The 26,443-nt window shown below is 69.2% G+C and carries 24 protein-coding genes, 2 rRNA genes, 1 pseudogene and 2 riboswitches; of the genes and pseudogenes, 20 read left to right on the forward strand and 7 right to left on the reverse strand.

The features are described 5' to 3' along the window. The 12 genes and pseudogenes from G412_RS0129050 to G412_RS0129105 all read left to right on the forward strand — a co-directional run. Window positions 1–136: ribosomal RNA gene (locus G412_RS0129050) — 23S ribosomal RNA — on the forward strand; the annotation flags it as partial. A 74-nt stretch (window positions 137–210) separates the two neighbouring features. Further along, window positions 211–327: ribosomal RNA gene (gene rrf, locus G412_RS0129055) — 5S ribosomal RNA — on the forward strand. Window positions 328–473: 146 nt separating this feature from the next. Continuing rightward, window positions 474–1,082 carry a cardiolipin synthase ClsA gene (gene clsA / locus G412_RS0129060; protein WP_028815120.1) on the forward strand — a complete coding sequence of 203 codons (609 nt, stop codon included), beginning with the start codon at window positions 474–476 and terminating at the stop codon, window positions 1,080–1,082. A 118-nt stretch (window positions 1,083–1,200) separates the two neighbouring features. Beyond that, entirely contained in the window at window positions 1,201–3,696 is a 2,496-nt protein-coding gene (locus G412_RS0129065; protein ID WP_028815121.1) for a mannose-1-phosphate guanyltransferase, read from the forward strand. Between the two features lie 97 nt (window positions 3,697–3,793). Further along, window positions 3,794–4,714: a DUF881 domain-containing protein gene (locus G412_RS0129070; protein WP_037650193.1), complete on the forward strand. Its 921-nt coding sequence runs from the start codon at window positions 3,794–3,796 to the stop codon at window positions 4,712–4,714. Continuing rightward, a complete protein-coding gene (locus tag G412_RS0129075) occupies window positions 4,711–5,043 on the forward strand; it encodes a small basic family protein (protein ID WP_023543062.1) in 333 nt (110 codons plus the stop codon). Before G412_RS0129070 ends, G412_RS0129075 begins: the two co-directional genes overlap by 4 nt. A 5-nt stretch (window positions 5,044–5,048) precedes the next feature. Continuing rightward, a pseudogene (locus G412_RS36495) lies at window positions 5,049–5,880 on the forward strand (DUF881 domain-containing protein). An 82-nt stretch (window positions 5,881–5,962) separates the two neighbouring features. Then, a complete protein-coding gene (locus G412_RS38655; protein WP_078607491.1) occupies window positions 5,963–6,871 on the forward strand; it encodes an FHA domain-containing protein in 909 nt (302 codons plus the stop codon). Window positions 6,872–6,888: 17 nt separating this feature from the next. Then, entirely contained in the window at window positions 6,889–7,641 is a 753-nt protein-coding gene (ftsR, locus tag G412_RS0129090; RefSeq protein WP_028815124.1) for a transcriptional regulator FtsR, read from the forward strand. Window positions 7,642–7,694: 53 nt separating this feature from the next. Beyond that, window positions 7,695–8,168 carry a bifunctional nuclease family protein gene (locus G412_RS0129095; RefSeq protein WP_006123076.1) on the forward strand — a complete coding sequence of 158 codons (474 nt, stop codon included), beginning with the start codon at window positions 7,695–7,697 and terminating at the stop codon, window positions 8,166–8,168. A gap of 169 nt (window positions 8,169–8,337) precedes the next feature. After that, complete coding sequence (locus G412_RS0129100) at window positions 8,338–8,958, forward strand: MerR family transcriptional regulator (protein ID WP_028815125.1); 621 nt, start codon at window positions 8,338–8,340, stop codon at window positions 8,956–8,958. Window positions 8,959–9,027: 69 nt separating this feature from the next. Continuing rightward, window positions 9,028–10,509 carry a DNA polymerase IV gene (locus tag G412_RS0129105; RefSeq protein ID WP_028815126.1) on the forward strand — a complete coding sequence of 494 codons (1,482 nt, stop codon included), beginning with the start codon at window positions 9,028–9,030 and terminating at the stop codon, window positions 10,507–10,509. On the opposite strand, the gene G412_RS0129110 is transcribed toward G412_RS0129105, so the two are convergent. After that, complete coding sequence (locus G412_RS0129110) at window positions 10,413–10,802, reverse strand: PRC-barrel domain-containing protein (protein WP_028815127.1); 390 nt, start codon at window positions 10,800–10,802, stop codon at window positions 10,413–10,415. The two genes, G412_RS0129105 and G412_RS0129110, sit on opposite strands and share 97 nt — an antisense overlap. A 114-nt stretch (window positions 10,803–10,916) precedes the next feature. Beyond that, window positions 10,917–11,013, forward strand: a riboswitch (glycine riboswitch). A gap of 1 nt (window position 11,014) precedes the next feature. Further along, a riboswitch (glycine riboswitch) is annotated at window positions 11,015–11,181 on the forward strand. A 66-nt stretch (window positions 11,182–11,247) separates the two neighbouring features. Here G412_RS0129110 and gcvP point away from each other — a divergent pair. After that, window positions 11,248–14,133, forward strand: a complete 2,886-nt coding sequence (gcvP, locus tag G412_RS0129115) for an aminomethyl-transferring glycine dehydrogenase (protein WP_028815128.1) — start codon at window positions 11,248–11,250, stop codon at window positions 14,131–14,133. 146 nt (window positions 14,134–14,279) lie between these two features. Here the strand turns inward: gcvP and G412_RS0129120 are convergent, their stop codons facing one another. Both G412_RS0129120 and G412_RS0129125 read right to left on the reverse strand, forming a co-directional pair. Continuing rightward, window positions 14,280–14,477: a DUF5999 family protein gene (locus tag G412_RS0129120; RefSeq protein ID WP_028815129.1), complete on the reverse strand. Its 198-nt coding sequence runs from the start codon at window positions 14,475–14,477 to the stop codon at window positions 14,280–14,282. A 325-nt stretch (window positions 14,478–14,802) separates the two neighbouring features. Continuing rightward, window positions 14,803–15,405 carry a hypothetical protein gene (locus tag G412_RS0129125; protein ID WP_028815130.1) on the reverse strand — a complete coding sequence of 201 codons (603 nt, stop codon included), beginning with the start codon at window positions 15,403–15,405 and terminating at the stop codon, window positions 14,803–14,805. Window positions 15,406–15,898: 493 nt separating this feature from the next. On the opposite strand from G412_RS0129125, the gene G412_RS0129130 reads away from it, so the two are divergent. Next, the gene (locus tag G412_RS0129130) at window positions 15,899–17,407 is read left to right on the forward strand and encodes a glutamate-cysteine ligase family protein (protein ID WP_028815131.1); all 1,509 of its coding nucleotides are present in this window, start codon (window positions 15,899–15,901) and stop codon (window positions 17,405–17,407) included. A gap of 172 nt (window positions 17,408–17,579) precedes the next feature. Beyond that, a complete protein-coding gene (locus tag G412_RS0129135) occupies window positions 17,580–18,386 on the forward strand; it encodes a CPBP family intramembrane glutamic endopeptidase (RefSeq protein ID WP_037650196.1) in 807 nt (268 codons plus the stop codon). Window positions 18,387–18,440: 54 nt separating this feature from the next. Here the strand turns inward: G412_RS0129135 and G412_RS0129140 are convergent, their stop codons facing one another. After that, window positions 18,441–19,259, reverse strand: a complete 819-nt coding sequence (locus G412_RS0129140; RefSeq protein ID WP_028815133.1) for a PhzF family phenazine biosynthesis protein — start codon at window positions 19,257–19,259, stop codon at window positions 18,441–18,443. 139 nt (window positions 19,260–19,398) lie between these two features. Here G412_RS0129140 and G412_RS0129145 point away from each other — a divergent pair, with 139 nt between their 5' ends. Then, window positions 19,399–19,986 (forward strand): PadR family transcriptional regulator, encoded by a 588-nt coding sequence (locus G412_RS0129145; RefSeq protein ID WP_078607494.1) that lies wholly within the window; start codon window positions 19,399–19,401, stop codon window positions 19,984–19,986. Between the two features lie 159 nt (window positions 19,987–20,145). On the opposite strand, the gene G412_RS0129150 is transcribed toward G412_RS0129145, so the two are convergent. Next, window positions 20,146–20,574, reverse strand: coding sequence for a type II toxin-antitoxin system Rv0910 family toxin (locus G412_RS0129150; protein ID WP_028815135.1), 429 nt, complete (start codon window positions 20,572–20,574; stop codon window positions 20,146–20,148). A 246-nt stretch (window positions 20,575–20,820) separates the two neighbouring features. On the opposite strand from G412_RS0129150, the gene G412_RS0129155 reads away from it, so the two are divergent. The 3 genes from G412_RS0129155 to G412_RS0129165 all read left to right on the forward strand — a co-directional run bounded on the left by G412_RS0129155 (window position 20,821) and on the right by G412_RS0129165 (window position 23,562). Further along, window positions 20,821–21,339 carry a Clp protease N-terminal domain-containing protein gene (locus G412_RS0129155; RefSeq protein ID WP_028815136.1) on the forward strand — a complete coding sequence of 173 codons (519 nt, stop codon included), beginning with the start codon at window positions 20,821–20,823 and terminating at the stop codon, window positions 21,337–21,339. A gap of 58 nt (window positions 21,340–21,397) precedes the next feature. Continuing rightward, a complete protein-coding gene (locus tag G412_RS0129160; protein WP_037650198.1) occupies window positions 21,398–22,414 on the forward strand; it encodes an EamA family transporter in 1,017 nt (338 codons plus the stop codon). A gap of 161 nt (window positions 22,415–22,575) precedes the next feature. Then, window positions 22,576–23,562 (forward strand): DMT family transporter, encoded by a 987-nt coding sequence (locus G412_RS0129165; protein WP_037650200.1) that lies wholly within the window; start codon window positions 22,576–22,578, stop codon window positions 23,560–23,562. Window positions 23,563–23,703: 141 nt separating this feature from the next. Here G412_RS0129165 and G412_RS0129170 read toward each other — a convergent pair whose 3' ends face one another. Then, on the reverse strand, window positions 23,704–24,369 hold the full coding sequence (locus tag G412_RS0129170; protein WP_028815139.1) for an FMN-binding negative transcriptional regulator: 666 nt from the start codon (window positions 24,367–24,369) through the stop codon (window positions 23,704–23,706). Window positions 24,370–24,381: 12 nt separating this feature from the next. Continuing rightward, entirely contained in the window at window positions 24,382–25,056 is a 675-nt protein-coding gene (locus G412_RS0129175; RefSeq protein WP_028815140.1) for a pyridoxamine 5'-phosphate oxidase family protein, read from the reverse strand. A gap of 23 nt (window positions 25,057–25,079) precedes the next feature. On the opposite strand from G412_RS0129175, the gene G412_RS0129180 reads away from it, so the two are divergent. Next, window positions 25,080–26,414, forward strand: coding sequence for an aminotransferase class I/II-fold pyridoxal phosphate-dependent enzyme (locus G412_RS0129180; protein ID WP_028815141.1), 1,335 nt, complete (start codon window positions 25,080–25,082; stop codon window positions 26,412–26,414). Window positions 26,415–26,443: the final 29 nt, after the last annotated feature.

Below are 26,443 nucleotides of genomic sequence, written 5' to 3' on the forward strand. Positions count from 1 at the left end.
GCCTGCTTCGAGATGAGTGTTCCCACCCCCTTTGAGGGGTTAAGGCTCCCAGTAGACGACTGGGTTGATAGGCCAGATGTGGAAGCCCGGTAACGGGTGGAGCTGACTGGTACTAATAGGCCGAGGGCTTGTCCTCAGTTGCTCGCGTCCACTGTGTTAGTTCTGAAGTAACGAACTGTGCCAACATCCGGTTCGATATCTTCATAGTGTTTCGGTGGTCATAGCGTTAGGGAAACGCCCGGTTACATTCCGAACCCGGAAGCTAAGCCTTTCAGCGCCGATGGTACTGCAGGGGGGACCCTGTGGGAGAGTAGGACGCCGCCGAACAATCATTGTGGGAAAGCCCCGCACCTTTCATGGTGCGGGGCTTTTCTGCGTTCAGGTCCGGTCCGTACCCCTGTGTGCCCGGCTGACGTGGCTGAGGGTAAGGTCAGGGGCGCATCATCGACACCGTTCCCACAGGAGGCCCCCGGGTGGAGGTCCAGGAGACCCGCGTTCAGACGGACCGGGTGCTCACCATCCCGAACATCCTCAGCATGGCCCGCCTCGCCGGCGTGCCTCTGTTTCTGTGGCTGATTCTCCTGCCTGTGTTCGGTGGGCCCAAGAGTGACGGCTGGGCCTTGCTGGTGTTGATGCTCAGCGGCATCAGCGACTATCTCGACGGAAAGCTTGCCCGTCGCTGGAACCAGATCAGTAAGCTCGGGCGCCTGCTGGACCCCGCTGCCGACCGGCTGTACATCCTTTCCACCTTGCTTGGCCTTACATGGCGAGAGATCCTGCCGTTGTGGCTCACCGCTGCCCTTTTGGCGAGGGAGCTGATGCTTCTGGTGATGGTGGGCATCCTCCGCAAGCACGGCTATCCGCCGCCGCAGGTGAACTTCCTGGGGAAGGCCGCGACGTTCAACCTGATGTACGCCTTCCCGTTGCTGCTTCTCAGTGACGGAAACGGGTGGCTGCCGTCACTGGCTGCTATTTTCGGATGGGCGTTCGCCGGATGGGGTACAACTCTGTATTGGTGGGCAGGAATCCTTTACGTGGTCCAGGTCCGCCGGCTGGTGAAGGCGGAGACCGCGGCCGACTGAGCCTGCCGATGACTGGTGCTGCCCAAGCGCCTGATTGTCTGCGCATGATGCCTCTCAGGCAGTCCCGGACGGGCGAAGTCGGCTAGACCGTCGTCTCTTCGAGGAGGACTTTCCCGACATGAAGGCCGTCGTGATGGCTGGTGGCGAGGGCACTCGCCTTCGCCCCATGACCTCGAGCATGCCCAAGCCGCTCCTGCCGGTCGCCAATCGGCCGATCATGGAGCATGTGCTGCGGCTGCTCAAGCGGCATGGGCTCAGTGAAACCGTCGTAACCGTGCAGTTTCTGGCCTCGCTCGTCAAGAACTACTTCGGTGACGGCGAAGAGCTCGGAATGGAGCTCACCTATGCCAATGAGGAGAAGCCACTCGGCACTGCGGGCAGCGTAAAGAACGCCGAGGAAGCATTGAAGGACGATGCTTTCCTTGTTATTTCTGGCGATGCTCTCACCGACTTCGACCTCACTGACCTGATCAGATTCCACAAGGAGAAGGGCGCGCTGGTCACGGTGTGCCTGACCCGGGTGCCGAACCCTCTGGAGTTCGGCATCACGATTGTCGATGAGGCAGGAAAGGTCGAACGGTTCCTGGAGAAGCCCACGTGGGGGCAGGTCTTCTCGGACACCGTGAATACGGGCATCTATGTCATGGAGCCCGAGGTGTTCGACTATGTGGAAGCGGATGTCTCTGTCGACTGGTCCGGTGATGTCTTCCCTCAGCTGATGAAGGAAGGCAAGCCGATCTACGGCTACATCGCCGAGGGTTACTGGGAGGATGTCGGCACCCACGAGAGCTACGTCAAGGCGCAGGCCGACGTGCTCGAGGGCAAGGTCGACGTGGATCTCGACGGTTTCGAGATCTCTCCCGGTGTGTGGGTGGCCGAAGGCGCCGAGGTGCATCCCGACGCGGTGCTGCGCGGGCCCCTCTACATCGGTGACTACGCCAAGGTCGAGGCCGGCGTGGAGCTGCGTGAGCACACGGTCGTGGGGTCCAACGTCGTCGTCAAGAGCGGCGCGTTCCTTCATCGGGCCGTCGTGCACGACAACGTCTACATCGGCCAGCACAGCAACCTGCGTGGCTGCGTGATCGGTAAGAACACCGACATCATGCGGGCCGCGCGGATCGAGGACGGCGCCGTCATCGGTGACGAGTGCCTCGTCGGCGAGGAATCGATTGTCCAGGGCAATGTGCGGGTCTACCCGTTCAAGACCATCGAGGCCGGTGCTTTCGTCAACACCTCGGTGATCTGGGAGTCGCGGGGGCAGGCGCATCTCTTCGGTGCGCGTGGTGTCTCCGGGATTCTGAACGTCGAGATCACCCCCGAGCTTGCGGTCCGCCTCGCGGGCGCCTATGCCACCACACTCAAGAAGGGCGCGACGGTCACCACCGCGCGTGACCACTCGCGTGGTGCGCGTGCGCTGAAGCGGGCGGTTATCTCCGCCTTGCAGGCGAGTGCCATCGACGTACGCGACCTGGAGAACGTGCCGCTGCCTGTGGCGCGTCAGCAGACGGCGCGAGGTAGCGCCGGCGGCATCATGATCCGTACGACTCCCGGTGTGCCGGACTCCGTCGACATCATGTTCTTCGACGAGCGGGGCGCGGACCTGTCGCAGGCCGGGCAGCGCAAGCTGGACCGGGTGTTCGCGCGGCAGGAATACCGGCGGGCCTTCCCCGGAGAGATCGGTGACCTGCACTTCCCGGCCAGTGTCTTCGACTCCTACACCGGGTCGCTGCTGCGGAACCTGGACGTCACCGGCATCGCCGACTCAGGGCTCAAGGTCGTCGTCGACGCCTCCAACGGAAGCGCCGGTCTTGTCCTGCCCAGCCTTCTCGGGCGGCTCGGGGTCGACGCGCTGACCATCAATCCCGGCCTGGACGAGTCCAGGCCCACCGAGACGAGCGATTCGCGCCGTTCCGGTCTTGTCCGGCTCGGGGAGATCGTCGCTTCGGCGCGGGCCGCCTTCGGTGTGCGGTTCGACCCGGTGGGTGAGCGGTTGTCGCTGGTCGACGAGCGCGGCCGGATCATCGAGGACGACCGGGCGCTGCTCGTCATGCTCGACCTTGTGGCAGCCGAACGGCGCAGTGGGCGGGTCGCGCTGCCGGTGACCACCACCAGGATCGCCGAGCAGGTGGCGGCGTACCACGGAACGCAGGTGGAGTGGACGACCACCTCGCCGGACGACCTGACACGGGTCGGCCGTGAGGAGTCCACCATCTTCGGTGGTGACGGGCGCGGCGGCTTCATCATTCCCGAGTTCAGCAGTGTCTTCGACGGCGCCGCCGCCTTCGTGCGGCTGATCGGGCTGGTGGCCAGGACGCAGCTCACGCTGAGCCAGATCGACGCGCGGATACCGCGAGCCCATGTGCTGCGACGTGACCTTGCGACGCCGTGGGCCGTCAAGGGGCTCGTCATGCGCCGCGTGGTCGAGGCCGCCGGAGATCGGTTCGTGGACACGACCGACGGCGTGCGCGTGGTCGAGGCGGACGGGCGCTGGGTGATGGTGCTGCCCGACCCCGCGGAGGCTGTCACTCATCTGTGGGCCGAGGGGCCCGATGACGATTCGGCCCAGGCGCTGCTCGACGAGTGGTCCGCGGTCGTGGACAGCGCAGGTCACTGAGGTGTGACCGGTGTGCCGGACGGAGTGTGACAACGCCGTCCGGCACACCGGAGGGGCCATTCGGCGGTAGCCGCCGCGACGTGCGACGATGTGCGGCATGTCGCAGCAGTCCCCTGATCGGAGCACGTCTTCGCCACCTCGGCGCCCCGACGCGTCCATGTCGCTGCTGACCAATGTGATGGACCACAGCCTCGACGACGGGTACGCGGAGGCTACCGCCCGCAGGAAGGCAGACGGCAGCGCGGGCATGCCGCGCACGCTGCGCGCGAAGCTCGGACTGGCGGCCGGACTGGTGCTGGCCGCCCTGGTCGTCACGGTGGGTGCGGCGCAGGCGCGGATAGAGGCGCCGGTGATCGCCAAAGAGCGTGAAGAGCTCATCAATCGCGTGGAGGCGGAGACTTCGGCGGCCGACTCGCTGGAGCGGAACGTCGAGAAACTCCGGACCGAGGTGGGGGAGCGGCAGCGCAAGGCGCTCCAGAAGCATGGTGGTGACCAGGGCGGGCTGGTGGCGCTGCTGTCCGGGGCGACGGTGGTGCAGGGGCGTGGGGTGAAGCTCGTCGTCGACGATGCCAAGAACAGCGACGAGGGCGGCGGCGAGCCTCGGGAAAGCAGCAGCTTCTCCGACACGGGCCGGCTGCGGGACCGGGACATGCAGCGGGTCGTCAACGGTCTGTGGTCCTCGGGCGCCGAGGCGGTGGCCATCAACGGGCAGCGGCTGACATCCCTGTCGGCGATCCGGGCAGCCGGCGACGCCATACTGGTCGACAACAGGCCGCTGGTGCCGCCGTACACGGTGCTGGCGGTGGGGGACGGGCAGCGGCTGAGTAGCGCTTTCCAGGACAGCGCCGATGGCCGGTACCTGCATGTCCTGCAGGAGAGCTACGGCATCAGGACGAGCATTTCCGCTCAGGAACAGGTACGGCTTCCCGCCGCGCCGAGCCTGATCGTACGTACAGCAGAGCCGCTGGTCGCGGGCGCCGGGCAGGCCGCGGCCAACACAGGGAAGGGCACATCGTGATCGCCGTACTGGGCCTCGTCGTGGGAGTCGTGGTCGGGCTGTTGGTCCGGCCCGAGGTGCCGGCCGTGGTCGAGCCGTATCTGCCGATCGCCGTCGTCGCTGCGCTCGACGCGGTCTTCGGTGGCCTGCGGGCCATGCTCGACGGCATCTTCGTCGACAAGGTCTTCGTCGTGTCCTTCCTGTCGAATGTCGTGGTGGCGGCCCTGATCGTGTTCCTGGGGGACAAGTTGGGCGTCGGTGCGCAGTTGTCCACGGGTGTGGTCGTGGTGTTCGGCATCCGGATCTTCTCCAACGCGGCGGCGATTCGCCGTCACGTGTTCCGGGCGTGAGGCAGATGAGTACAGAAGACAACCCTCGGCGCGACGAAGAAGAAGCGCAGACCTCCCAGGCACCACAGCATGCGGCCCAGGATCCGGCGGCTCAAGAGCCGGTGGCGCAGCGGCCAACGACGGGGCGTCAGCGACTGCTCGCGGGGCTCTGGCCGCCGCGTGTCACGCGGGCGCAGTTGATCGTGGCGCTGCTGCTGTTCGTGCTCGGGCTCGGACTCGCCATCCAGGTCAGGTCGAACAGCGACGACAGTGCGCTGCGCGGAGCGCGCCAGGAGGACCTGGTGCGCATCCTCGACGAGCTGGACGACCGTACGCAGCGGCTCGAGGACGAGAAGCAGAAACTCGACGACCAGAAGACCGAGTTGGAGAACAGCTCGGACCAGGCGGAAGAGGCGCGCAAGCAGACGCTGGAGAAGGAACGTCAGCTCGGGGTGCTGGGCCGGCACGGTGGCGGCGCAGGGGCCCGGAATCACGTTGACGATCACGGACCGGCACTCCACAGTGGAGGCGGACATGCTGCTGGACGCGATCCAGGAACTGCGGGCGGCGGGCGCGGAAGCGATCCAGGTCAATGAGGTCAGGGTTGTCGCGGACACGTACTTCCTGAACAGCGGCGGCGGCATCCAGGTGGACGGGAAGAAGATCGCAGCCCCGTACCGCTTCGAAGTGATCGGCAAGCCGCAGGATCTGGAGCCCGCGCTCAACATCCCCGGTGGCGTCGTTCAGACGCTGGAGGAGGAGCGGGCGGTCCCTACCGTCACCCGCTCCGGGAAGATCGTCGTGGATGCCTTGCGACCGGCGAAGCAGCCTGACTACGCTCAGTCGTCACCGCGGTGAGGCGGGGGCGCATGGGGGCACGGGGACAAGGGCATGAGGTTGCGGGGGGTCGGCGCATCGAAGGTGCGGTGCGTGGTGGAAACTGTTTGGTGGCTACGGACGTTGTGAAGATGTCCGGTTCGGCAGGTGTGTTCATTCAGGGTTCGTCCTGCCCCACGGGCGGGTCTGTTTCAGTCAAGGGGAATCGCCCGTGAAGTTGTTTGCGAAGTTGTTCGGCAAGAGTGCACGCGAGGACGGTGCGAACAGCACGGCCCGTCACCGTGCGCCGCGTGGTGAAGAAGTCGATGAGCAGGGTGGCGAGCGGCCGCTCTTCCGGGACGAGGTCGCTGGTCCGGGCGGTGGCATTTCGGGTGGACCGGGCGCGTCGTCTGTTGACCCCGCCGGTCCCGGCCGCATAGGTTTCGGGGAATCCGATGCCTCCCAGGGGCAGCCGCGGCAGGAGGATCCGTCCATGTCGGCCTTGCCGGTTTGTACGAGGTGCGGGCACCGCAATGCCGAGGCCAGTCGTTTCTGTTCCAACTGCGGGGCGCCGCTGCGGCCGGGAGTCGCCGCCGAGCGTCCCTCGGAGACGACGTCGACGATCTCCATCTCCGGGCTCGAGGCGTACGAGGCCGAGGCGACGGGACAGACCTCCGCTCCCTCGCTCTCGCCGGAGGCTCAGGCGGCCGTCGACGCCCTTCCGCTCGGTGCGGCGCTGCTCGTGGTGCGACGCGGTCCGAATTCGGGCAGCCGCTTCCTCCTGGACAGCGAGCTGACCACGGCCGGCAGGCACCCGCAGAGCGACATCTTCCTGGACGACGTGACGGTATCGCGTCGGCATGTGGAGTTCCGCCGGGGCGCGGACGGCGGATTCACCGTCTCCGATGTCGGCAGTCTCAATGGCACCTACGTCAACCGTGAGCGGATCGACTCGGTCCCGCTGTCGAACGGCGACGAGGTGCAGATCGGTAAGTACCGGCTGGTCTTCTACGCGAGCCAGCGGGCCATCTGACCCGTACGGGAAGGTCCATGCAGCGAACACCGACGGGCGGTGCCGGAAACGGCACCGCCACCGCGGGCGAGCGGCTGGTGAGTATCGGCACCGTGCTGAACCTGCTGCGTGACGAGTTTCCCGAGGTCACCATCTCCAAGATTCGTTTTCTGGAGACCGAGGGACTCGTCGAACCGCAGCGGACCGCCTCCGGCTACCGCAAATTCACCCCCGACCATGTCGAGCGGCTGGCCCAGGTGCTGCGTATGCAGCGCGATCACTACCTCCCGCTCAAGGTCATCCGTGAGCACCTCGACGCGCTGGAGCGCGGTGAGCAGGTGCGCCTTCCGGCTGCCGGTGGGCCGGGGGAACCGCACGACGGCGCGCCCGGCGCCCCCGGCGACGGAACGGACCGCCCGACCGCGGCCCGGATCGGCCGGGAGGAGCTCCTGGCGGCCGCCGAGGTCGGCGAGGAGGAGCTCGAGGCCTGGGAGTCGTACGGCTTGATCTCGCCCCTGCCGGGCGGCGGCTATGACGCCGAAGTCGTCACGGTGGCCAGGCTTGTCGCCGAATTCGGCCGGTTCGGTCTGGAGCCGCGGCATCTGCGCGCGGTGAAAGCGGCGGCGGAGCGCGAGGCCGACCTGGTCGAACAGGTGGTCGCGCCGCTGCGCCGGCACCGGAATCCGCAGACCAGAGCCCATGCGGAGGCTACGGCCAAGGAGCTGGCCGAGCTGTCCGTCAGGCTCCATTCGGCCCTCATTCAGGCAGCACTCGGCGTGCGGCTGCACTGAGCTTGGGGGATCCCGACTACCCAAACCTGCCAGGCACGTCCTAGGGTTGCTGTGTGAACGAGCTCGACGTCGTAGGTGTCCGGGTAGAAATGCCCTCGAACCAACCGATCGTGCTCCTGCGCGAAGTGGGAGGCGATCGGTACCTCCCCATCTGGATCGGGCCGGGGGAGGCGACCGCGATCGCCTTCGCCCAGCAGGGGATGGCCCCTGCCAGGCCGCTGACCCATGACCTCTTCAAGGATGTACTGGAAGCGGTCGGCCAGGAGCTCACCGAAGTCCGCATCACCGACCTGCGGGAAGGGGTCTTCTACGCCGAGCTGGTCTTTGCCAGCGGAGTCGAAGTGAGTGCGAGGCCGTCCGACGCCATAGCGCTCGCGCTGCGTACCGGAACGCCGATCTACGGCAGTGACGGGGTGCTGGACGACGCGGGCATCGCGATTCCTGACGAGCAGGAGGACGAGGTGGAGAAGTTCCGCGAGTTCCTCGACCAGATCTCTCCCGAGGACTTCGGGACCAACAGCCAGTGAGCCGCGAGCGCCAGGCGCTGTCCGCGCATTCGAGTAGCCCTTCCCGGAAGTGAGGCACGGGAAACCACCCTCAGGGTGATTATCACTCGGCGTGCCGAGTGTGGCGATCGTTGACGCACCCCGGGTGACTGCCTACCGTCGACAGGGCAGGTCAAGGACGGAGGTCGGCGTGAGAAGCAGCGGCGACGGTACGGTGGCGGGCGGGCCGTATCCGCTTCACGGCAGTGTGGTCGACCCTCTGGCGGGGCGGCAGGGCGTGACGTCGGCCATGGGCGGGGCCACGGCGGCCGACAGCACCCAGAGCGTCGGGTACCGGGGGCCTACCGCGTGTGCGGCGGCGGGGATCACGTACCGGCAGCTCGACTACTGGGCGCGTACGGGACTGGTGGAGCCGAGTGTGCGGCCGGCTTACGGGTCGGGCACGCAGCGTCTGTACAGCTTTCGCGATGTAGTCGTCCTCAAGATCGTCAAGCGTTTCCTGGACACCGGTGTCGCGTTGCAGAACATTCGCGCCGCCGTCCAGCACCTGCGGGCCCGCGGATTTCAGGACCTGGAGCGGATGACGCTCATGAGCGACGGCGCGACGGTGTACGAGTGCTCGTCGCCCGACGAGGTCGTCGAACTGCTCCAGGGTGGCCAGGGCGTCTTCGGAATCGCCGTGGGCGTGGTCTGGCGGGACGTGGAGAGTGCCCTGTCCCAGCTCCACGGTGAGCGCGTCGACACCGGCGAGACGCTGGTCGGGCACAACCCCACCGACGAGCTCGCACGGCGCCGCAACAAGGCCGGCTGACCGGGCGCTCCGGCTTCCGGCCGCGCCGCAGGCCGCCGATTGTCAGTGCCGTACGGCAGCATCGATGGTGTGAGATCCGCGCCGACCATCCTGCATCTGGACATGGATGCCTTCTACGCCGCCGCAGAGCAGGCAGCGAAGCCGAGTCTGCGCGGAAAGCCTGTGGTGGTCGGCGGTATCGGAACCCGTGGAGTCGTCGCCACCGCCTCGTACGAAGCCAGGCGTTTCGGGGTGCATTCCGCGATGCCGGTGGCCCAGGCGCGCCGGCTGTGCCCGAACGCCGCTTACCTGATGCCGCGCTTCGCCCTCTACCGGTCGGTGAGCGAACAGGTCATGGAGCTTCTCGGCCGGCTTTCCCCCTTGGTGGAGCCGCTGAGCCTGGATGAGGCCTTCGTCGATCTGGAGGCGGGCGGGGTGGCGGACGACTCGGTCTCGGCCCGCAGGGCCGGAGAGCGGCTACGGGTGGACATCAGAGCTGTCACCGGGCTCACGGGGTCTGTGGGGCTCGCCGGGTCCAAAATGCTCGCGAAGATCGCTTCGGAGCAGGCCAAGCCGGACGGTCTCGTGCTCATCGAGCCGGGGACCGAGCGCGAGCTGCTGGGGCCCATGCCCGTGCGGATACTGCCGGGCGTGGGGCCTGCGACCGGCGAGCATCTGCGGCGGGCGGGAATGACGACCGTCGCCGACCTGGCGGAAGCGGGCGAGGACGAGCTTGTACGGCTGCTGGGGAAGGCGCACGGGGTCTCGCTGTACCAAATGGCCCTCGGGCACGACGATCGGCCCGTAGTGGCCGAGCGGGACGCGAAGTCGGTGTCGGTCGAGGACACCTTCGAGGTCGACCTGCACGACCGGGTCCGGGTCAGGAACGAGGTGGTACGGCTGTCCGACCGGTGCGTGCAGCGGCTGCGGGCGGCCGGGCGCTCGGGCCGGACCGTGGTGCTCAAGGTGCGCAGGTACGACTTCTCGACGCTGACACGCTCGGAGACGCTGCGTGGGCCGACGGACGATCCGACGGTGGTGCGGGAGGCCGCGGGGCGGCTGCTGGAGTCGGTGGACACCACGGGCGGGGTGCGGCTGCTGGGCGTCGGGGTCACCGGGCTCGCCGACTTCACTCAGGAAGACCTCTTCGCGCAGGCGGCGGGTGAGCGCGCGGAGGCGGCGGAAGAAGCGGAGGACAGCGAGGCGGGCGAGGCGGGCAAGGCGGGCGGGGCGGGCGGTGGCGGGGAGCCGGTGGCGCCGGTGCCCGAGCCGCCACCGGAACGCCGGTGGCTGGCCGGGCAGGACGTGCGGCACTCCGTGTACGGAGCGGGGTGGGTGCAGGGCAGTGGCGTCGGACGGGTGACGGTGCGGTTCGAGGAGCCGACATCGCCGCCGGGGCGGGTGCGGACCTTCAAGGTGGACGATCCGGATCTGGTGCCCTCGGACCCGCTCCCACTGGTGCGGGCGGCCGGCGATCAGGTGGGGTCGTCGCCGGCCAGCCGCCCGAAGTCCCCGTCGGAGGCGGCTGCGTCGGAGGAGGCGGCGTCGGGAGAGGCGATATCGAGCCCGTAGTGGTGGTAAAGCTGCAGCTCCTGCTCGGGGGAGAGGTGACGGCCGACCCCGAAGTCGGGGGCATCCCGGATCAGCGCGCGGTCGTAGGGCACGCGGAGGGAGTCGTCGACGACCTTGCTGGGCTCCAGGGGGACGAAGGCATCCCGGCTGAAGAGGCCGGTGCGTACCGCGGCCCATTCGGGGACGCCGGTGGCGTCGTCGAGGTACACCTCGTCGACCGTTCCGATCTTGTTGCCGTTGCGGTCGAACGCCTTGCGGCCGATCAGGCTGCGCGGATCGATGTCGGTCTGCACGGTCCCTCCAACTGATCGCAGCTGCTCCCTAGACCCTACGAAAGGGCACAACTGTGGACTCGGCCACTCGAGGGATCGACGACGGGCCTCGCTGGTAGGCTGGCCAGTGGCTGCTGACCCCGTGCGGGAGAGTCTCCGGTGAACGTGCCGGAGGCGCCGAAGGAGCAACTCCTCCCCGGAATCTCTCAGGCCCCCGTACCGCACGGACGAGGTCACTCTGGAAAGCAGGGCGGGCGTCGGACGGGTATGTGCTCGAAGAGGGCACAGCACTTGTTACGGATCCCTCCCTCACCGACGGTGAAAGCCGGAACGACCCCGACGTCAGCGACGTTCCCACGGTCTTCCGGTGAAGCTCTCAGGTTGAGATGACAGAGGGGGAGGCCGTCCGGGTACCCGTGCCGTGGTGCCCCTCGCAGGTCGCGTCAGACCAGGAGGCCTTCCGCAGATGACCGCAAACCGCATTCCGCTCTCACAGCTTGAGCGTGGCATCCCCTTCGAGCAGCGCCACATCGGGCCCGATGCCGGAGCTCAGGCCAAGATGCTTGCCCAGGTCGGTTACGGCTCGCTCGACGAGCTGACCGCGGCCGCGGTGCCGGAGGTCATCAAGAGCGCCGAGGCGCTCGGACTGCCCGACGCACGCACCGAGGCCGAAGTCCTGGCCGAGCTGCGCACGCTCGCCGACCGCAACCAGGTGCTCGCCCCGATGATCGGGCTCGGTTACTACGGCACCTTCACGCCGCCGGTCATCCTGCGCAACGTCATGGAGAACCCGGCCTGGTACACGGCGTACACGCCCTACCAGCCGGAGATCTCGCAGGGCCGTCTGGAAGCGCTGCTCAACTTCCAGACCATGGTCGCGGACCTGACCGGACTGCCGACCTCGGGCGCGTCGCTGCTCGACGAGGGCACCGCCGCCGCCGAGGCGATGTCGCTCGCGCGCCGCGTGGGCAAGGTCAAGAACGGCGTCTTCCTGGTTGACTCCGACACGCTGCCGCAGACCGTCGCCGTGATTCAGACCCGCGCCGAGCCGACCGGTGTCGAGGTCGTCGTCGCCGACCTGTCGGACGGTATCCCGGCCGAGGTGGCCGAGCGCGGTGTCTTCGGTGTGCTGCTTCAGTACCCGGGTGCCTCCGGTGCCGTACGGGACATCAAGCCCGTCATCGAGCAGGCCCACGAGCTCGGGGCGATCGTCACCGTCGCCGCCGACCTGCTGGCACTGACGCTGCTGACCTCGCCCGGCGAGCTCGGCGCGGACATCGCGGTCGGCACCACCCAGCGCTTCGGCGTGCCGATGGGCTTCGGCGGTCCGCACGCCGGGTTCATGGCCGTACGGGAGAAGTTCGCGCGCAGCCTGCCGGGGCGGCTCGTCGGTGTCTCCGTCGACGCCGACGGGAACAAGGCGTACCGGCTGGCGCTCCAGACCCGTGAGCAGCACATCCGTCGCGAGAAGGCCACCAGCAACATCTGTACGGCGCAGGTCCTGCTCGCGGTGATGGCCGGCATGTACGCCGTCTACCACGGCCCCGACGGGCTGCGCGGCATCGCCCGCCGCACCCACCGGTACGCGACGCTGCTCGCCGAGGGCCTGTGCGCCGGCGGCGTCGAGGTCGTCCACGGCGCGTACTTCGACACGCTCACCGCACGCGTCCCCGGCAGGGCGGCCGACGTCGTCGCCGCGGCCCGCGAGGGCGGCGTCAACCTGTACCTGGCCGACGCCGACCACGTCTCCATGGCCTGCGACGAGACGACGGGCCGCGCGCAGATCGCCGCGGTCTGGGCGGCCTTCGGGGTCGACGCCGACATCGAGGCGCTCGACGCGACGGTGGCCGACGCGCTGCCCGAGGGGCTGCTGCGGAGCGACGAGGTTCTCACGCACCCCGTCTTCCACCAGCACCGTTCCGAGACCGCGATGCTGCGCTACCTGCGCAGGCTCGCCGACCGCGACTACGCGCTCGACCGCGGCATGATCCCCCTCGGCTCGTGCACGATGAAGCTCAACGCGACCACCGAGATGGAGCCGGTCACCTGGCCGGAGTTCGGTGCGGTCCACCCCTTCGCGCCGGTCGAGCAGGCCGAGGGTTATCTGACGCTCATCCACGAGCTGGAGGAGCGCCTCGCCGAGGTCACCGGCTACGACGCGGTGTCGATCCAGCCCAACGCCGGTTCGCAGGGCGAGCTCGCGGGCCTGCTGGCGGTACGGGCGTACCACCGGGCCAACGGCGACGACCAGCGCACGGTGTGCCTGATCCCGTCGTCCGCGCACGGGACGAACGCCGCCAGCGCGGTCATGGCGGGCATGAAGGTCGTCGTGGTCAAGACCCGCGAGGACGGCGAGGTCGACGTCGAGGACCTGCACGCCAAGATCGAGCAGTACCGCGACGAACTGTCGGTGCTGATGATCACCTACCCGTCCACGCACGGGGTGTTCGAGGAGCACGTCGCCGACATCTGCGCGACGGTGCACGAGGCCGGCGGTCAGGTGTACGTCGACGGCGCCAACCTCAACGCGCTGGTCGGGCTGGCCAAGCCGGGCAAGTTCGGCGGGGACGTGTCCCACCTGAACCTGCACAAGACCTTCTGCATCCCGCACGGCGGCGGTGGCCCCGGCGTCGGGCCGGTCGGCGTACGGGCCCACCTCGCGCCGTACCTGCCGAACCACCCGCTCCAGCCGGCAGCCGGCCCCGAGACGGGCGTGGGGCCCATTTCCGCCGCTCCCTGGGGCTCGGCGGGCATTCTGCCGATCTCGTGGGCGTACGTCCGCCTGATGGGCGGCGAGGGGCTCAAGCGCGCGACGCAGGTCGCCGTACTCGCGGCGAACTACATCGCCAAGCGCCTGGAGCCGCACTACCCCGTGCTCTACACCGGTCCGAACGGACTGGTCGCGCACGAGGCCATCGTCGACCTGCGGCCGCTGTCGAAGGCGACGGGCGTCAGTGTGGACGACGTAGCCAAGCGGCTCATCGACTACGGCTTCCACGCGCCCACCATGTCGTTCCCGGTGGCCGGGACGCTGATGATCGAGCCGACCGAGAGCGAGGACCTGGCCGAGATCGACAGGTTCTGCGACACGATGATCGCTATTCGTGCGGAGATCGAGAAGGTCGCGTCGGGCGAGTGGCCCGCGGACGACAACCCGCTGCGCAACGCGCCGCACACGGCGGCCGCGCTGGGCGGCGAGTGGGAGCACGCGTACAGCCGTGAGGTGGCGGTCTTCCCGGCGGGGGTCTCGGCGGCGGACAAGTACTGGCCGCCGGTGCGCCGGATCGACGGTGCGTTCGGTGACCGCAACCTCGTCTGCTCGTGCCCGCCGCTGGACGAGTACGACAACTGACGGACGCGGTACGCGTCGCTCGGCGCGGACATGCGCAGGGGGCCGGTTCGGAGGATTTCTCCGGGCCGGCCCCTCGTCGTATCGGTGTGGCGGTGTGGCGGTGTGACGGTGTGGCGGTTTCTCGGTGTGACGGTGTACCGGCCGGGTCAGGCGGCCCTGACCACGTCAAGTGGACGGTGCGGAGCGATGATCTGGCCGTCCGGCAGCAGCTCACCGGTGTCCTCGAAGACGAGAACTCCGTTGCACAGCAGGCTCCAGCCCTGCTCGGGGTGGTGCGCCACAAGCAGGGCGGCTTCCCGGTCGGCGGAGTCGGCAGTCGGGCAGGCTGGCTGGTGCTGGCACATGGAAGGGTTCTTTCGCTGCGTTGTGGTGAGTGTCCTGCGGCTCGATGCGGTGTTCATTGCCGCCCCCCGTATCAGTCGGTCCGGTCCCCAGTGTTGCCCCACGGGCGTCGATCCGCAGGGATTTCACGGCAGCTCTCCTTACTGATTAATGACGCGTCACTCGTGCGGACGGTTCAGCTCAACAGGGGTGTCCCTTCGGGTGGTTCGGGGTGGCCGATACGGGCTAGTCCGGATGGGGGGGCGTGAGGACGGCACTGTGCCCCGTGGCCGGGGCGGGCACGGGGCACAGCGGACGGGCGGGGCACCCGCGAACGGGTTGTTGTGGTCAGGCGGACTGGCTGAGGAGCGGAACGGCCGCCGGGGGCGTGAGCCGGTGGGTGAGAAGCGGCAGCAGGTCGGCGACCCGGTGCGGGCGGTGTGAGGCGATGCCGGGCGGTGCCGGCGCCAGTGGTACGAGCAGGTCTGTCGGAAGCGGCATGGTGTCGGTGGCTTCGGCACCGGTTTCCGGGCCGTCGTGCAGCCACAGGGTGAGCATGTAGAGCTCCGGTACGGACAGCAGGCGTGGCTGGTAGCGCGAGGTCATCGCCTCGGCCTGGCGCAGCGCGAGCACGCTGGAGGCGATGTACGGGCCTTCGCAGAAGTGCGAGAAGGCCCAGCCGTCGGGGGTGAGCATGGTGTCGGCGGCGGCCACCGTACGGTCGCCGCTTCGGATGAGGAACCGCCAGCCGGTCAGCCGGGTGCGCGGCGGCCTGCTCGACGGGATGATCCCGTCCAGTACGTGGAAGGGAAGCGGGAACTCGGGGCTGAGGGGTCCCTGAGCCGCACGGAGGGCCGGGGGACGGGCCTCGCGGACGGCGGTGGGGGAACTGAGTGCCGCGAGAACGCTGCGCAGGGCGGGCGCGGGAGCCGGGGGGACAAGCAGCGGCATGGTGGGTCGCCTCTCACTTGGGAGACACGGTGATGCGTGGGTGTGCGTGGGCGGTGCGGACGGCGCTGTCTGCGTTCCGGGGTCAGAGGGGGGCCGGGGCGATCGCCGGGCGCCAACTCTCTGCCTCGTCTGCGGAGTTTATACGAGCCGTGTTCACATGGTGTTTCTGCTAGCCGTCGTCCGCATTTCGGGCAAGGCGGTATCCGGACCTTTTCCTGCGGAGAATATACCCATTCTTCTGGAGCGCAGGCCCGTGGCCTGGAGAGCTCCAGCGCCAGCGGTAGGCCGAAACTCATAGGCTTTTTTCACCAGCAGCAACCGGGTGGTATCTGCTTTCTGCCGCATGCCGAGTGAATGTGCCACTGAAGTCCTCCAGGGAGGGTACTCGGTCATTGGTGGCCGTGGGGCGTTACTGATCAGCTCGTTGGGGCATCATCGACCGTGACATGAGTGCCCGATGCTGTGAGCCGCCCACTCGAGGAGGGATGCTTCGATGGGGGAGAAGGTCGTGGCAGGCGGGTTCGACCTGTCGGACCGGCAGAGATACCGGAAGAAGCTCCACCAGTGCCTGGAGGGGCTGGGGCGGCTGCTGGAGGAGAAGCGCTTCGACCGTCCCAAGAACTTCATGGGACTGGAGATAGAGCTCAATCTCGCCGGGTCCGACGGTATGCCGATGATGATGAACGCGGAGGTACTCGAACGGATCGCGAGCCGTGATTTCCAGACCGAACTCGGAATGTTCAATCTGGAAGTAAATATCGTTCCGCACCGGCTCGGAGGACGCGTCCTCGATCAGCTGGCGGAAGAGCTGCGCACAGGCCTTGGATACGCGCACAGGAAAGCCAAAGAGGTCGACGCGGGCATCGTGATGATCGGAATTCTGCCGACGCTCGGACGCCACGACCTGGTCTCGGCGAATCTCTCCGACGTCGACCGCTACCAGCTCCTCAACGATCAGATCGTCGCCGCGCGAGGTGAGGACTTCACCCTTGACATCACCGGCGTGGAGCATCTGACCTGCACCTTCGCCTCCATCGCGCCCGAAGCCGCCTGCACGTCCGTGCAGTTGCACCTCCAGGTCACGCCGGGCCGTTTCGCGGACGTGTGGAACGCGGCGCAGTCGATCGCGGGCGTGCAGATCGCACTGGGTGCCAATTCGCCGTTCCTCTTCGGCCGCGAGCTCTGGCGCGAGTCCAGGCCGCCCCTCTTCCAGCAGGCCACCGACACCCGGCCGCCGGAGCTCCAGGCCCAGGGCGTACGGCCCAGGACGTGGTTCGGCGAGCGGTGGGTGGACTCGGCGTACGAGCTCTTCGAGGAGAACCTGCGCTACTTCCCGTCCCTCCTGCCGATCTGCGACGACGAGGACCCGCTCCTCGTGCTCGACGACGGCGGGGTGCCGCGGCTCCAGGAGCTCGTACTGCACAACGGAACGGTCTACCGCTGGAACCGGCCCGTGTACGGGCTGGCCGACGGCGTACCGCATCTGCGGGTGGAGAACAGGGTGCTGCCCGCGGGGCCGACGGTGACGGATGTGATCGCCAACGCGGCTTTCTACTACGGGCTCGTGCGGGCTCTGGCCGAGGACGCGCGGCCGGTGTGGAAGCGGATGTCCTTCGAGGCCGCGGAGGAGAACTTCGACACCGCCTGCCGGTACGGGATCGACGCGGAGATCATCTGGCCGAAGCCGGGCCGCGCCGGCGGGACGGCGCGGGTACCGGCCGTCAAGCTCGTACGGGACGAACTGCTGCCGCTGGCCGCAGCCGGGCTCGACGCCTGGGGAATCGAGCCCGCGGACCGTGACTACTACCTCGGTGTCATCGAGCAGCGGTGCAGGAGGCGCGTGAATGGCGCTTCCTGGCAGGTTGATACGTACCACCGCGCCCTGGACGCCGGTCTGGAGCGCGAAGCCGCGCTGGCCGCCACGACCCGCCGCTACAGCGAGCTGATGCACCAGGGCGATCCGGTGCACACGTGGCCGGTGGGGTTTCCGGGGCGGGCGTAAGGCGCGCGCACGGGCCTGGTGTCGGCGTTCGGTTCGTTGTCGGGCAAGCTGTGACGTCCCATGGCAGTGGAGCCTTTCCTCGGATCTCGAAGATTTCAAACGTTCTCGGAGAATCTCGAAGTATCTAGAACAAAGAAAAAGGGGGCTCGCTGCTGCTGAACTGGAGGCTGGTGTGCAGGCAGAGGCGGGGCGGGTGGCCGAATTTCCTCCTGGGCGGGAGGTGACGCGACCGATCTTGCGGACCGAGGTCCTGATCGTGCTCGCTCTCTCCCTGGGTGCGAGCGGAGTGTCGTCCCTGATCAGATTTGTCGGAGCCGTCACGAAACCGGGCGGGCTCCAGGACCAGGCGGCGAAGCTCAACACCTCCGCCACGCCCGGTCGGCCGTGGCTGGATCTCGCCTGGCAGTTGTTCGGCATCACGTCGGCGCTGGCGCCTGTCGTCCTGGTCGCGTACCTGCTGATGCGGGAGGGGGCGGGGCTGCGCACGATCGGGTTCGACCGTTCGCGGCCGTGGCCGGACCTCGGGTGGGGCACACTGGTGGCGGCGGGCATCGGCAGTGCCGGGCTCGCCTTCTATCTGGTCGCCGTCGAGTCGGGATTCAACCTGACGGTGGTGCCGGATTCGCTGCCGCCGGCGTGGTGGAAGTTCCCCGTACTGGTCCTTTCCGCGATGCAGAACTCCGTACTGGAGGAAGTCATCGTCGTCGGGTATCTGCTGCGCAGGCTCGACCAGCTGGGATGGTCGCCGGTGGGCGCTCTGGCGGCGAGCTCGGTGCTGCGAGGCTCGTACCACCTGTACCAGGGGATCGGCGGCTTCATCGGCAACATGGTGATGGGCGCCGTCTTCGTGCTGCTGTACCGGCGCTGGGGGCGGGTCGGTCCGCTGGTGGTGGCACACACGCTGCTGGATGTGGGCGCATTCGTGGGGTACGCGCTGCTGGCGGGCAAGGTGGGGTGGCTGCCGACTCTGGACAACTGAGGAGGCGGGGCGAGGAGGGGGCGTACGGAAGTTTCGTACGCCCCCTTCGGTCTGTCAGGCGAGCAGCTCGCCGTCGATGACGGTGACGGCGCCGCCGGTCAGGAGGGTGCGGTCGCCGCGCAGTGAGGTGACGACCAGGCCCGAGCGGGCGGAAGCCTGGAGGCCGGTCAGCTCGTCGCGGCCGAGGCGCGGGGACCAGAACGGGGCGAGGGCCGTGTGCGCGCTGCCGGTGACCGGATCCTCGTCGACGCCGACGCGGGGGAAGAAGCCGCGCGAGACGAAGTCGTAGCCGCGGGAGGGGTCTTCGGCGGCCGCTGTGGCGATGATGCCGCGTTCGGAGTGGGCCACGAGGCCGGCGAAGTCGGGCGTGAGCGCGCGTACGGTCCGTTCGTCGGCCAGCTCGACCAGCAGGTCGCCGATGTGCGGTCCGGTGTCGTGGGCCGAGAGGACCTCGGCGCCCAGGGCTTCGGCGACGCCGCCGGGGACCGGGACCGCGGTGAGCGGCGCGGTCGGGAAGTCGAGGGTGAACGCGTCGCCGCTGTCCTGTGGTGTCGCGGTGAGGATGCCGCAGAGCGCCGAGAAGCGCACGGTGCCTGCGGCGGCGCCCGTGGAGTGCAGGACGTGGGCCGTGGCCAGCGTGGCGTGGCCGCACATGGCGACCTCGGCCGTGGGGGTGAACCAGCGCAGCGCCCAGTCCGCATCGCCGCCCGCAGGGAGCGGGTGGGCGAAGGCGGTCTCGGAGAGGTTCACCTCGGCGGCCACCTGCTGGAGCCAGGCGTCGTCGGGGAACGTGCCGGTGTCCAGCAGCAGCACTCCGGCCGGATTGCCGGCGAAGGGCCGGTCGGTGAAGGCGTCGACGATTTGAATTCGCATGGACATGAACGTAGGGGCGGAGCAAAGCCGCAGGCCAAGGCCAATTTCGGGTGGCTGGACTCTTTGATGCTTGTCGGAGGAGAGGTTCCGATATATCGTTGGAGTATCGCGACAGATCAACGATGGAAGGAGCGTAGTGATGCGTTCACATGGACATGGGGACTGCGGGCCCGGCCATCGCGGTCGGGGTGACTTCGAGGGGCGGCGTGCCGCCTTCGGTCCATTCGGGCCGCCGTTCGGCGGGCCGTGGAGTGGTGGCGGACGGGGCAGGGGCGGACCCAGGGGCCGGGCGCGGCGCGGTGACGTACGCGCGTCGATCCTGGCGCTGCTGGCCGACCGGCCGATGCACGGCTACGAGATGATCCAGGAGATCGGCGAGCGCAGCGGCGGGGCCTGGCGCCCCAGTCCCGGCTCGGTCTACCCGACGCTCCAGCTGCTGGAGGACGAAGGCCTGATCGTCAGTGAGAGCGAGGGCGGCAAGAAGCTGTTCACGCTCACCGACGCCGGGCGTACCGAGGCCGAGGCGGGGCCGCGGGCTCCGTGGGAGGAAGCGGGGCGCGGCGTCGACTGGGAGACGATGAACGAGGTCCGGCAGGCGGGATTCGGCCTGATGGAGGCGTTCGGCCAGGTCTGGAAGACCGGCTCCGCCGAGCAGCGGCAGAAGGCTCTCGCCGTCATCAACGAGTCCCGCAAGAAGCTCTACCTGATCCTCGCCGAGGAGGACTGAGACGACGACGCCTCGCGGGCAACCGCGGGGCGTCGACGTGTACGGCGCCTCAGGTGGCCGGGCCGTCTCAGGTGACGCGGTCGTCTCAGGGTGGCCGGGTCGTCTCAGGTGACGCGGTCGTCTCAGGGCGGCCGGGTCGTCTCAGGTGACGCGGTTGTCTCAGGTGACCAGGCCGTCGAGCCTGCGCAGCGACTCGCTCAGAGCGGCGCCCGCCGAGTCCTTGAGCTTGCCCGCCATCAGGGAGACGGCGGCGCCGGTGAACTCCCCGTCGATGCGTACCATCGTGCCGTCGCCGTCAGGGGTGAGGGAGTAGCGCATGGCGAGGCTGACGCCCATGGGGCCCTTGCCCGTGGTCGCGAGCAGCCGGGCCGGCTCCAGCTCCTCGACCGTCCAGGTGACCTCCGCGGGAAAACCCATGAGCTTCATGTTCTCCTCGTACGTCGCCGAGACTTCGAGCACGGCGGGTCCGCCCTTGGGGAAGCTGGTGTGGGTCGCGTTCCACTCGGCGTACGACGTGAAGTCCGTCAGCCGCGCCCAGATCTTCTCGGCCGGCGCCCCGATGCGTGCCTCCGCGCTGGCTTCGGCCATGCGACCACCCCTTTTCGTCGACTGTCGTCGGCCGTCCTCGGCTGTGTGTCGCGGAACGTAGCCGGGGGCGGTGGAACATTCAATACTGATGAACCGTCAGATATGGCGGATTCTCGGGTTGTCCCGATATCCCTGATCTCATCCGTAAGGAGGAGAACCCGGGCGGGGTTGCCCAACTTCGGTGGGATGCGCGAATGCTTCCCGGCGGGGATGCTCCCGCCGACGGCGGCTGATGAGGTGGGAGGTGTGCAAAGCCGTACACCGCGGGGTCCCCAGCAGCCCGCTCCACACTGTGCAGACATCGAAGCAAGGCTCACCGCGGAGCTCGCCTCGGTGGTCGCGGGCGCGCGCAGGCGGGCGCTGCGGGACGGCGACCGGCAGATCGACACCGCGCATCTGCTGCACTCGGTGATCGAGACGGACCCCGAGGCCAGAGCCGCGTTCGACGGCGGTACGCCGCAGGTCGCCAGGGTGCTCGGCTATCTCGTGCAGCGCAGCATCGGCTACGGGCTGCGCTGGCAGGGTGCGGTGGAGGATTCGGGCGCCGTGGCCGTGGTGCGGGACTCGCCGGGCGCAGCGGGCTGGTCGCCCGCCGCTGTCACGGCCATGGAGGGCGCCCTGGAGCGCGCGGCGGCGCGCGGTGACGAGCGCGCCGGCGGGCTCGACCTGCTCGCCCTGCTCGCTGCGGATCCCGACTGCCGGGCGGTCGAGGTCCTGCGGCGGGCCGGTGTGGACACGGAGCTGCTGGCCGGGCGCCTCCACTGAGCGTCTCGACAGGTGTCACCGGGATGACGCTCCTGACCCCAACTGGCATGATGTGCCGATGCAAGCGTCTCAGGGGAGGAGCGCCGGCCTGGGACTAGCCCTGGCATCGGCGTTCGCATTCGGTGGTTCGGGTGTCGCGGCCAAGCCGCTGATCGAAGCGGGGCTCGACCCGCTGCACGTGGTGTGGCTACGGGTGGCGGGCGCGGCTCTTGTCATGCTGCCCGTGGCCTGGCGTCATCGTGATCTGCTACGGCGCAAGCCCGCCCTCCTCGCCGGCTTCGGCCTGCTCGCGGTCGCCGGTGTGCAGGCCTTCTACTTCGCCTCGCTGTCCCGGATACCGGTCGGTGTCGCCCTGCTCATCGAATATCTCGCGCCGGCACTGGTGCTCGGGTGGGTCCGGTTCGTGCAGCGCAGGCCGGTGACGCGGGCCGCCGCGGCGGGTGTGGTGCTGGCCGTCGGCGGCCTGGCCTGCGTCGTCGAGGTGTGGGCCGGGTTGAGCTTCGACGCGCTGGGGTTGCTGTTCGCGCTCGGCGCCGCCTGTTGCCAGGTCGGTTACTTCGTCCTGTCCGACCAGGGCAGTGCCGACGAGGACGCGGCAGATCCGCTCGGCGTCATCGCGTACGGACTGCTCATCGGCGCCGCGGTGCTGACCGTGGTGGCGCGCCCGTGGGGCATGGCCTGGTCGCTGCTCGCGACGGACGCCGACATGGGCGGGGCGGATGTTCCGGCCGCGCTGCTGCTCGGCTGGATCGTGCTGATTGCCACCGTCGTCGCGTACGTCACCGGTGTGGTGTCGGTGCGCAGACTGTCGCCGCAGGTGGCCGGTGTGGTGGCCTGCCTGGAGGCGGTCATCGCGACCGTACTGGCGTGGGTGCTGCTGCGTGAGCACCTGTCCGCGCCGCAGATCATCGGTGGGGCCGTGGTGCTGATCGGTGCCTTCATCGCACAGTCGTCGGCGCCCAAGACTCCCAGCGGGCCCGTCGCGGGCGGGCCGGTGGCAGCGGGCGGAGCGGCTGCCGACGCGGATTTCCAGCCTGCGGAAAGGGAGTTGTCCGCGAGGCGGACCGCGCCTTAGGGTGACGATCATGCATGTGACTGTGCTTCCGCCTCCCGCCGCGTAACGCGGGCGGCATTGCCGAAGACGAAGACCGGGTTCGGGCAGTCCCCGAGCGGTTCGTCGCTGCCCGCGTGCGGAGCCGAGCGACCACCTGTCCCGTCTTCACGCGGAGAAGTCACGTGTCGAAATCTTCCTGTCCTTCCTCAGGCCTGCCCGTCGGGCGTGGCCTGATCTATCTGATCGTTGCCGGAACCGCCTGGGGGACCGCTGGAGCGGCCGCCTCTCTCACCTTCCTGGCCAGCGACATAGGGCCGCTCGCCCTGTCCTTCTGGCGTTGCGCCGGTGGGCTGGTGCTGCTCGTGGCGGCCCGTGCGCTGCGTCGGCGGCGCGTTGTCGCGGCGGCTGAGGCGGTTGTCGCGCCCGCCGAACCCCGCAGGCGGCGGCTGACGCGCATTCTCGTCACCGGGCTGGGGCTCACCGTTTTCCAGAGCGCGTACTTCGCGGCTGTCCAGGCCACCGGGCTCGCCGTCGCGACCGTCGTCACCATGGGCGCGGGGCCGGTGCTGATCGCGCTGGGTGCCCGGCTGACCATGGGGGAGCGGCTGGGGCGCGTCGGCGTACTGACCGTGGTCGGTGCGGTTGTCGGGCTCGGCGTGATGGTGCTGGGCAGCGGCGATACGGCCGTGCGGCCCGCCGGTGTCCTTTTCGCGCTGCTCTCGGCCGGTGGATACGCGGCGATGACACTGCTCACGCGGCGGCTCGGGCGCGACGGGGGCGGGGCCGATCCGTTCCACACGACCGCGTGGGCGTTCGTGATCTGCTCGCTGTGCCTGTTGCCGTTCGCGGCTGCCGAGGGGCTGCTGCCGCACACGGGCGACCCGGTGCGGGTGGTGTGGCTGCTGGTGTATGTGGCGGCGGTGCCGACGGCGCTCGCGTACGCGCTCTACTTCGCCGGGGCGGCGGTGGTCCGGTCCGCCACCGTTTCGGTGATCACGCTGATCGAGCCGGTGAGCGCGGCCGTCATCGCGGTTGTCCTGCTGGGTGAGCACCTGACGGTGGCCACCGTGGCGGGGACGCTGCTGCTGCTCGCGGCGGTGGCCGGGCTCGCGTTCGCGGAGGCGAGGACGGCGGCGCTGGGCCGTAGGGCGGCTGGGGCGCTCGTGTAGGCGGAGGGCTGGGGCGGGGCGGTTGTTCCCCGGCTGGGGGCGGTTCTTCCCCGCCCCGGCCCTGCGCGCCTCGCCCCGCGGTTCGCTGTCTGTGCCCCGCTCCGGACCTTCGCTGTCTGTGACCCGCCCCGGACCCGTTTCTCAAGCGCCGGACGGGCTTGGAGGCGGGGGCGGTGTGCGGCGACGGTGGTGGGCGTGGGCCGCAAGGTCGTTCGCGTTCGCGCGTCCGCTCAGGCCCGCTGCCGTTCGGTCCTGTACGTCCTGCGGTTTGTGGCTGCCGTACTTGAACTTGGCCCGGACTTCCGTCACCTCCAGGCGCAGGCCGCGGATGCCCGACAGCAGGCGGCCGTACGGTGCTTCCCCGACGGCCGCGCGGGCCGAGCCGCCCTCCGGCTGGAAGTGGGCGACCTGGCGGTTGAGCAGGCCGGCCTTCTCCGCCGGGTCGTCCACGAGGTGCGCCGTGCAGCGCAGCTGAACGGCGGCGTAGAAGCTGGTGGGCACGCCGTGTTCGGGCGGGGTGTCCGCCGGTGCCTGCCACGGGCCGGGGATGAAGGTGTAGTCGTCCACGACGCTCACGACGACGTGCGGGTCGGTTTCGAGCACGTCGCAGAGTGGGTTCGGACGGGCCAGGTGGGTGAGGACCTCGCCGTACCGGCCGCGTTCGGCGTCGTACAGGAAGTGTGTCGGCTGGACGGACGGGGCCTCGCCCGGCGGTCCGTTGACCGCCAGTTGCCCGAAGTCGTGGATGGCCAGCCACTGCTGCCACTCGCTGTCGCTGTGCGGCGCGTCCCAGGGGTGAATGAGCATGACCGGACCTCTTCAGAGCGTGGTGAGGTAGTCGGGGAGTGTGATGGCCGGATCCAGGTCGGCTGCCGGGACCGGGGCGCCGTAGCCGCGGGTCAGGGGGACGACACCCGTCCAGTGGGGGAGTGCGGCGTCCTCGGGCTCGTCGTTGGGGCCACCGGTGCGTACCTTCGCGGAGACCTCCTCCAGGTCGAGGCGGATCACCGCGGTCGCCGCGAGCTCCTTGGTGTTGGCCCGGCGCGAGTCGTGGGAGCGGCCTGGCACGACATGATCGACGAGCGCGTCCAGGGCTGTGCGGCGCTCTTCCTCGTCCACGACCTCGTGGGCGATGCCGTGGACCACCACGGACCGGTAGTTGATGGAGTGGTGGAAGGCGGAACGGGCCAGCACGAGGCCGTCGACATGGGTGACCGTCAGGCAGACAGCGAGGCCGGGGTCGGCCTGGCCGGCCATGCGCAGGGGGCGGGAGCCCGTGGAGCCGTGCACGTAGAGGCGGTCGCCGACGCGGCCGTAGAGCGTCGGCAGGACGACGGGGGCGCCGTCACGGACGAAGCCGAGATGGCAGACGTAACCCTCGTCGAGTATCGCGTGCACCAGGTCGCGGTCGTACGAGGCGCGTTCCCGCGAGCGAGTCGGGACGGTGCGCTCCGAAGGCGCGTAGGAGGTGATGTCCGGCATTGCGTTCCCCATTGCACTAGTGCATAGTTGTCTTTGTGCTAGGAGACTATAGGATCAGCGGGCGGCGCGCATCGGAGATTGCCGCGAGCGTGGAGCGCGCGGTGGGTTCCGGCGAGCTGGCACCCGGGCAACTGCTGCCGCCAATGAGGGAGTTGGCGGGAGAGCTCGGGGTCAATCCGAATACGGTCGCGGCGGCGTACCGCACGCTGCGCGAGCGTGGGGTGATTGAGACCTCGGGCCGCCGTGGCAGCCGGGTGCGTCCCCGGCCGGCCAGTACGGCGCGGGATTCGATCAGAGTCGACGTACCGCCCGGTGTGCGGGACCTGAGCGAGGGCAACCCCGATCCGGCGCTGCTGCCGCCGTTGCATGACGCGTTCGCCGCTGCGGCGCGGCGCAATGCGGAGCGGCCCGGGTTGTACGGACAGGATCCCGTCGACCCGGAGTTCGCGCGGCTCGCGCGGGCCGCTTTCGACGCGGACGGTGTGCGGGCCGGGCCCGTCGCCGTCACCTCGGGGTCGCTGGACGCGATCGAGCGCGTCCTGGCCGCGCATCTGAAGCCGGGTGACGCGGTCGCCGTCGAGGATCCGGGGTGGAACAGCCTGCTCGACCTCATCCCCGCGCTCGGGCTGCGGGCCGTACCGGTCGGGCTCGACGACGACGGGCCGCTGCCCGGCGAGGTCGAACGGGCGCTCCGGGGCGGGGCCCGCGCGCTCGTGATCACCGACCGGGCGCAGAACCCGACCGGCGCGGCGGTGGGCATCGCGCGAGCCCAGGAACTGCGCGGGGTCCTGATGATGTTTCCGGGGGTGCTGCTCATCGAGGACGACCACGGCCACGGCATCGTCGATCTGCCGCTGCGCCCGCTCGCGGGTGTCACGGACCAATGGGTGTTCGTGCGGTCCGTCGCGAAGGCATACGGGCCTGATCTGCGGCTCGCCATGATGACCGGCGACCCGGTCACGGTGGACCGGGTGATGGGGCGGCAGCGGCTCGGGCCCGGCTGGGTCAGCCGGCTGTTGCAGCGGGCGGTGGTCGAGCTGTGGGAGGCGGGCGCCGTGGATGTACGGGCCGTCTCGCGCGAGTACGGCAAGCGCCGGGACGCACTGGTGCGGGCGCTGGCGGAGCGGGGGGTCGAGGCGCACGGACGCAGCGGGTTGAACGTGTGGGTGCCTGTGGCGGACGAGACGGGGGTGGTGGCGCGCCTGTTGCACGCGGGGTGGGCCGTCGCGCCGGGGGCGCGGTTCCGGATGGCTGCGCCGCCGGGCGTGCGCGTCACCGTTTCGGCGATGACGGCGGCCGACATCACCCCGGTCGCCGACGCCGTCGCCGCGGCGACGGGGCCGGCTCCGGGGGGACGGCGTTATGTGTGAGGTGGGGGGTGGGCGGGGCGTGAGTTCGG

It is taken from the genome of Streptomyces flavidovirens DSM 40150, assembly GCF_000429085.1.
In the GTDB taxonomy this organism is placed as follows: domain Bacteria; phylum Actinomycetota; class Actinomycetes; order Streptomycetales; family Streptomycetaceae; genus Streptomyces; species Streptomyces flavidovirens.

Excerpts from the sequence above, each read along its gene's own strand:
- G412_RS0129065 (WP_028815121.1), top strand. The coding sequence starts at position 1,201 with ATGAAGGCCGTCGTGATGGCTGGTGGCGAGGGCACTCGCCTTCGCCCC.
- G412_RS0129070 (WP_037650193.1), top strand. The coding sequence starts at position 3,794 with ATGTCGCAGCAGTCCCCTGATCGGAGCACGTCTTCGCCACCTCGGCGC.
- ftsR (WP_028815124.1), top strand. The coding sequence starts at position 6,889 with ATGCAGCGAACACCGACGGGCGGTGCCGGAAACGGCACCGCCACCGCG.
- gcvP (WP_028815128.1), top strand. The coding sequence starts at position 11,248 with ATGACCGCAAACCGCATTCCGCTCTCACAGCTTGAGCGTGGCATCCCC.
- G412_RS0129120 (WP_028815129.1), bottom strand. The coding sequence starts at position 14,477 with ATGTGCCAGCACCAGCCAGCCTGCCCGACTGCCGACTCCGCCGACCGG.
- G412_RS0129125 (WP_028815130.1), bottom strand. The coding sequence starts at position 15,405 with ATGCCGCTGCTTGTCCCCCCGGCTCCCGCGCCCGCCCTGCGCAGCGTT.
- G412_RS0129130 (WP_028815131.1), top strand. The coding sequence starts at position 15,899 with ATGGGGGAGAAGGTCGTGGCAGGCGGGTTCGACCTGTCGGACCGGCAG.
- G412_RS0129140 (WP_028815133.1), bottom strand. The coding sequence starts at position 19,259 with ATGCGAATTCAAATCGTCGACGCCTTCACCGACCGGCCCTTCGCCGGC.
- G412_RS0129145 (WP_078607494.1), top strand. The coding sequence starts at position 19,399 with ATGCGTTCACATGGACATGGGGACTGCGGGCCCGGCCATCGCGGTCGG.
- G412_RS0129150 (WP_028815135.1), bottom strand. The coding sequence starts at position 20,574 with ATGGCCGAAGCCAGCGCGGAGGCACGCATCGGGGCGCCGGCCGAGAAG.
- G412_RS0129160 (WP_037650198.1), top strand. The coding sequence starts at position 21,398 with ATGCAAGCGTCTCAGGGGAGGAGCGCCGGCCTGGGACTAGCCCTGGCA.
- G412_RS0129170 (WP_028815139.1), bottom strand. The coding sequence starts at position 24,369 with ATGCTCATTCACCCCTGGGACGCGCCGCACAGCGACAGCGAGTGGCAG.
- G412_RS0129175 (WP_028815140.1), bottom strand. The coding sequence starts at position 25,056 with ATGGGGAACGCAATGCCGGACATCACCTCCTACGCGCCTTCGGAGCGC.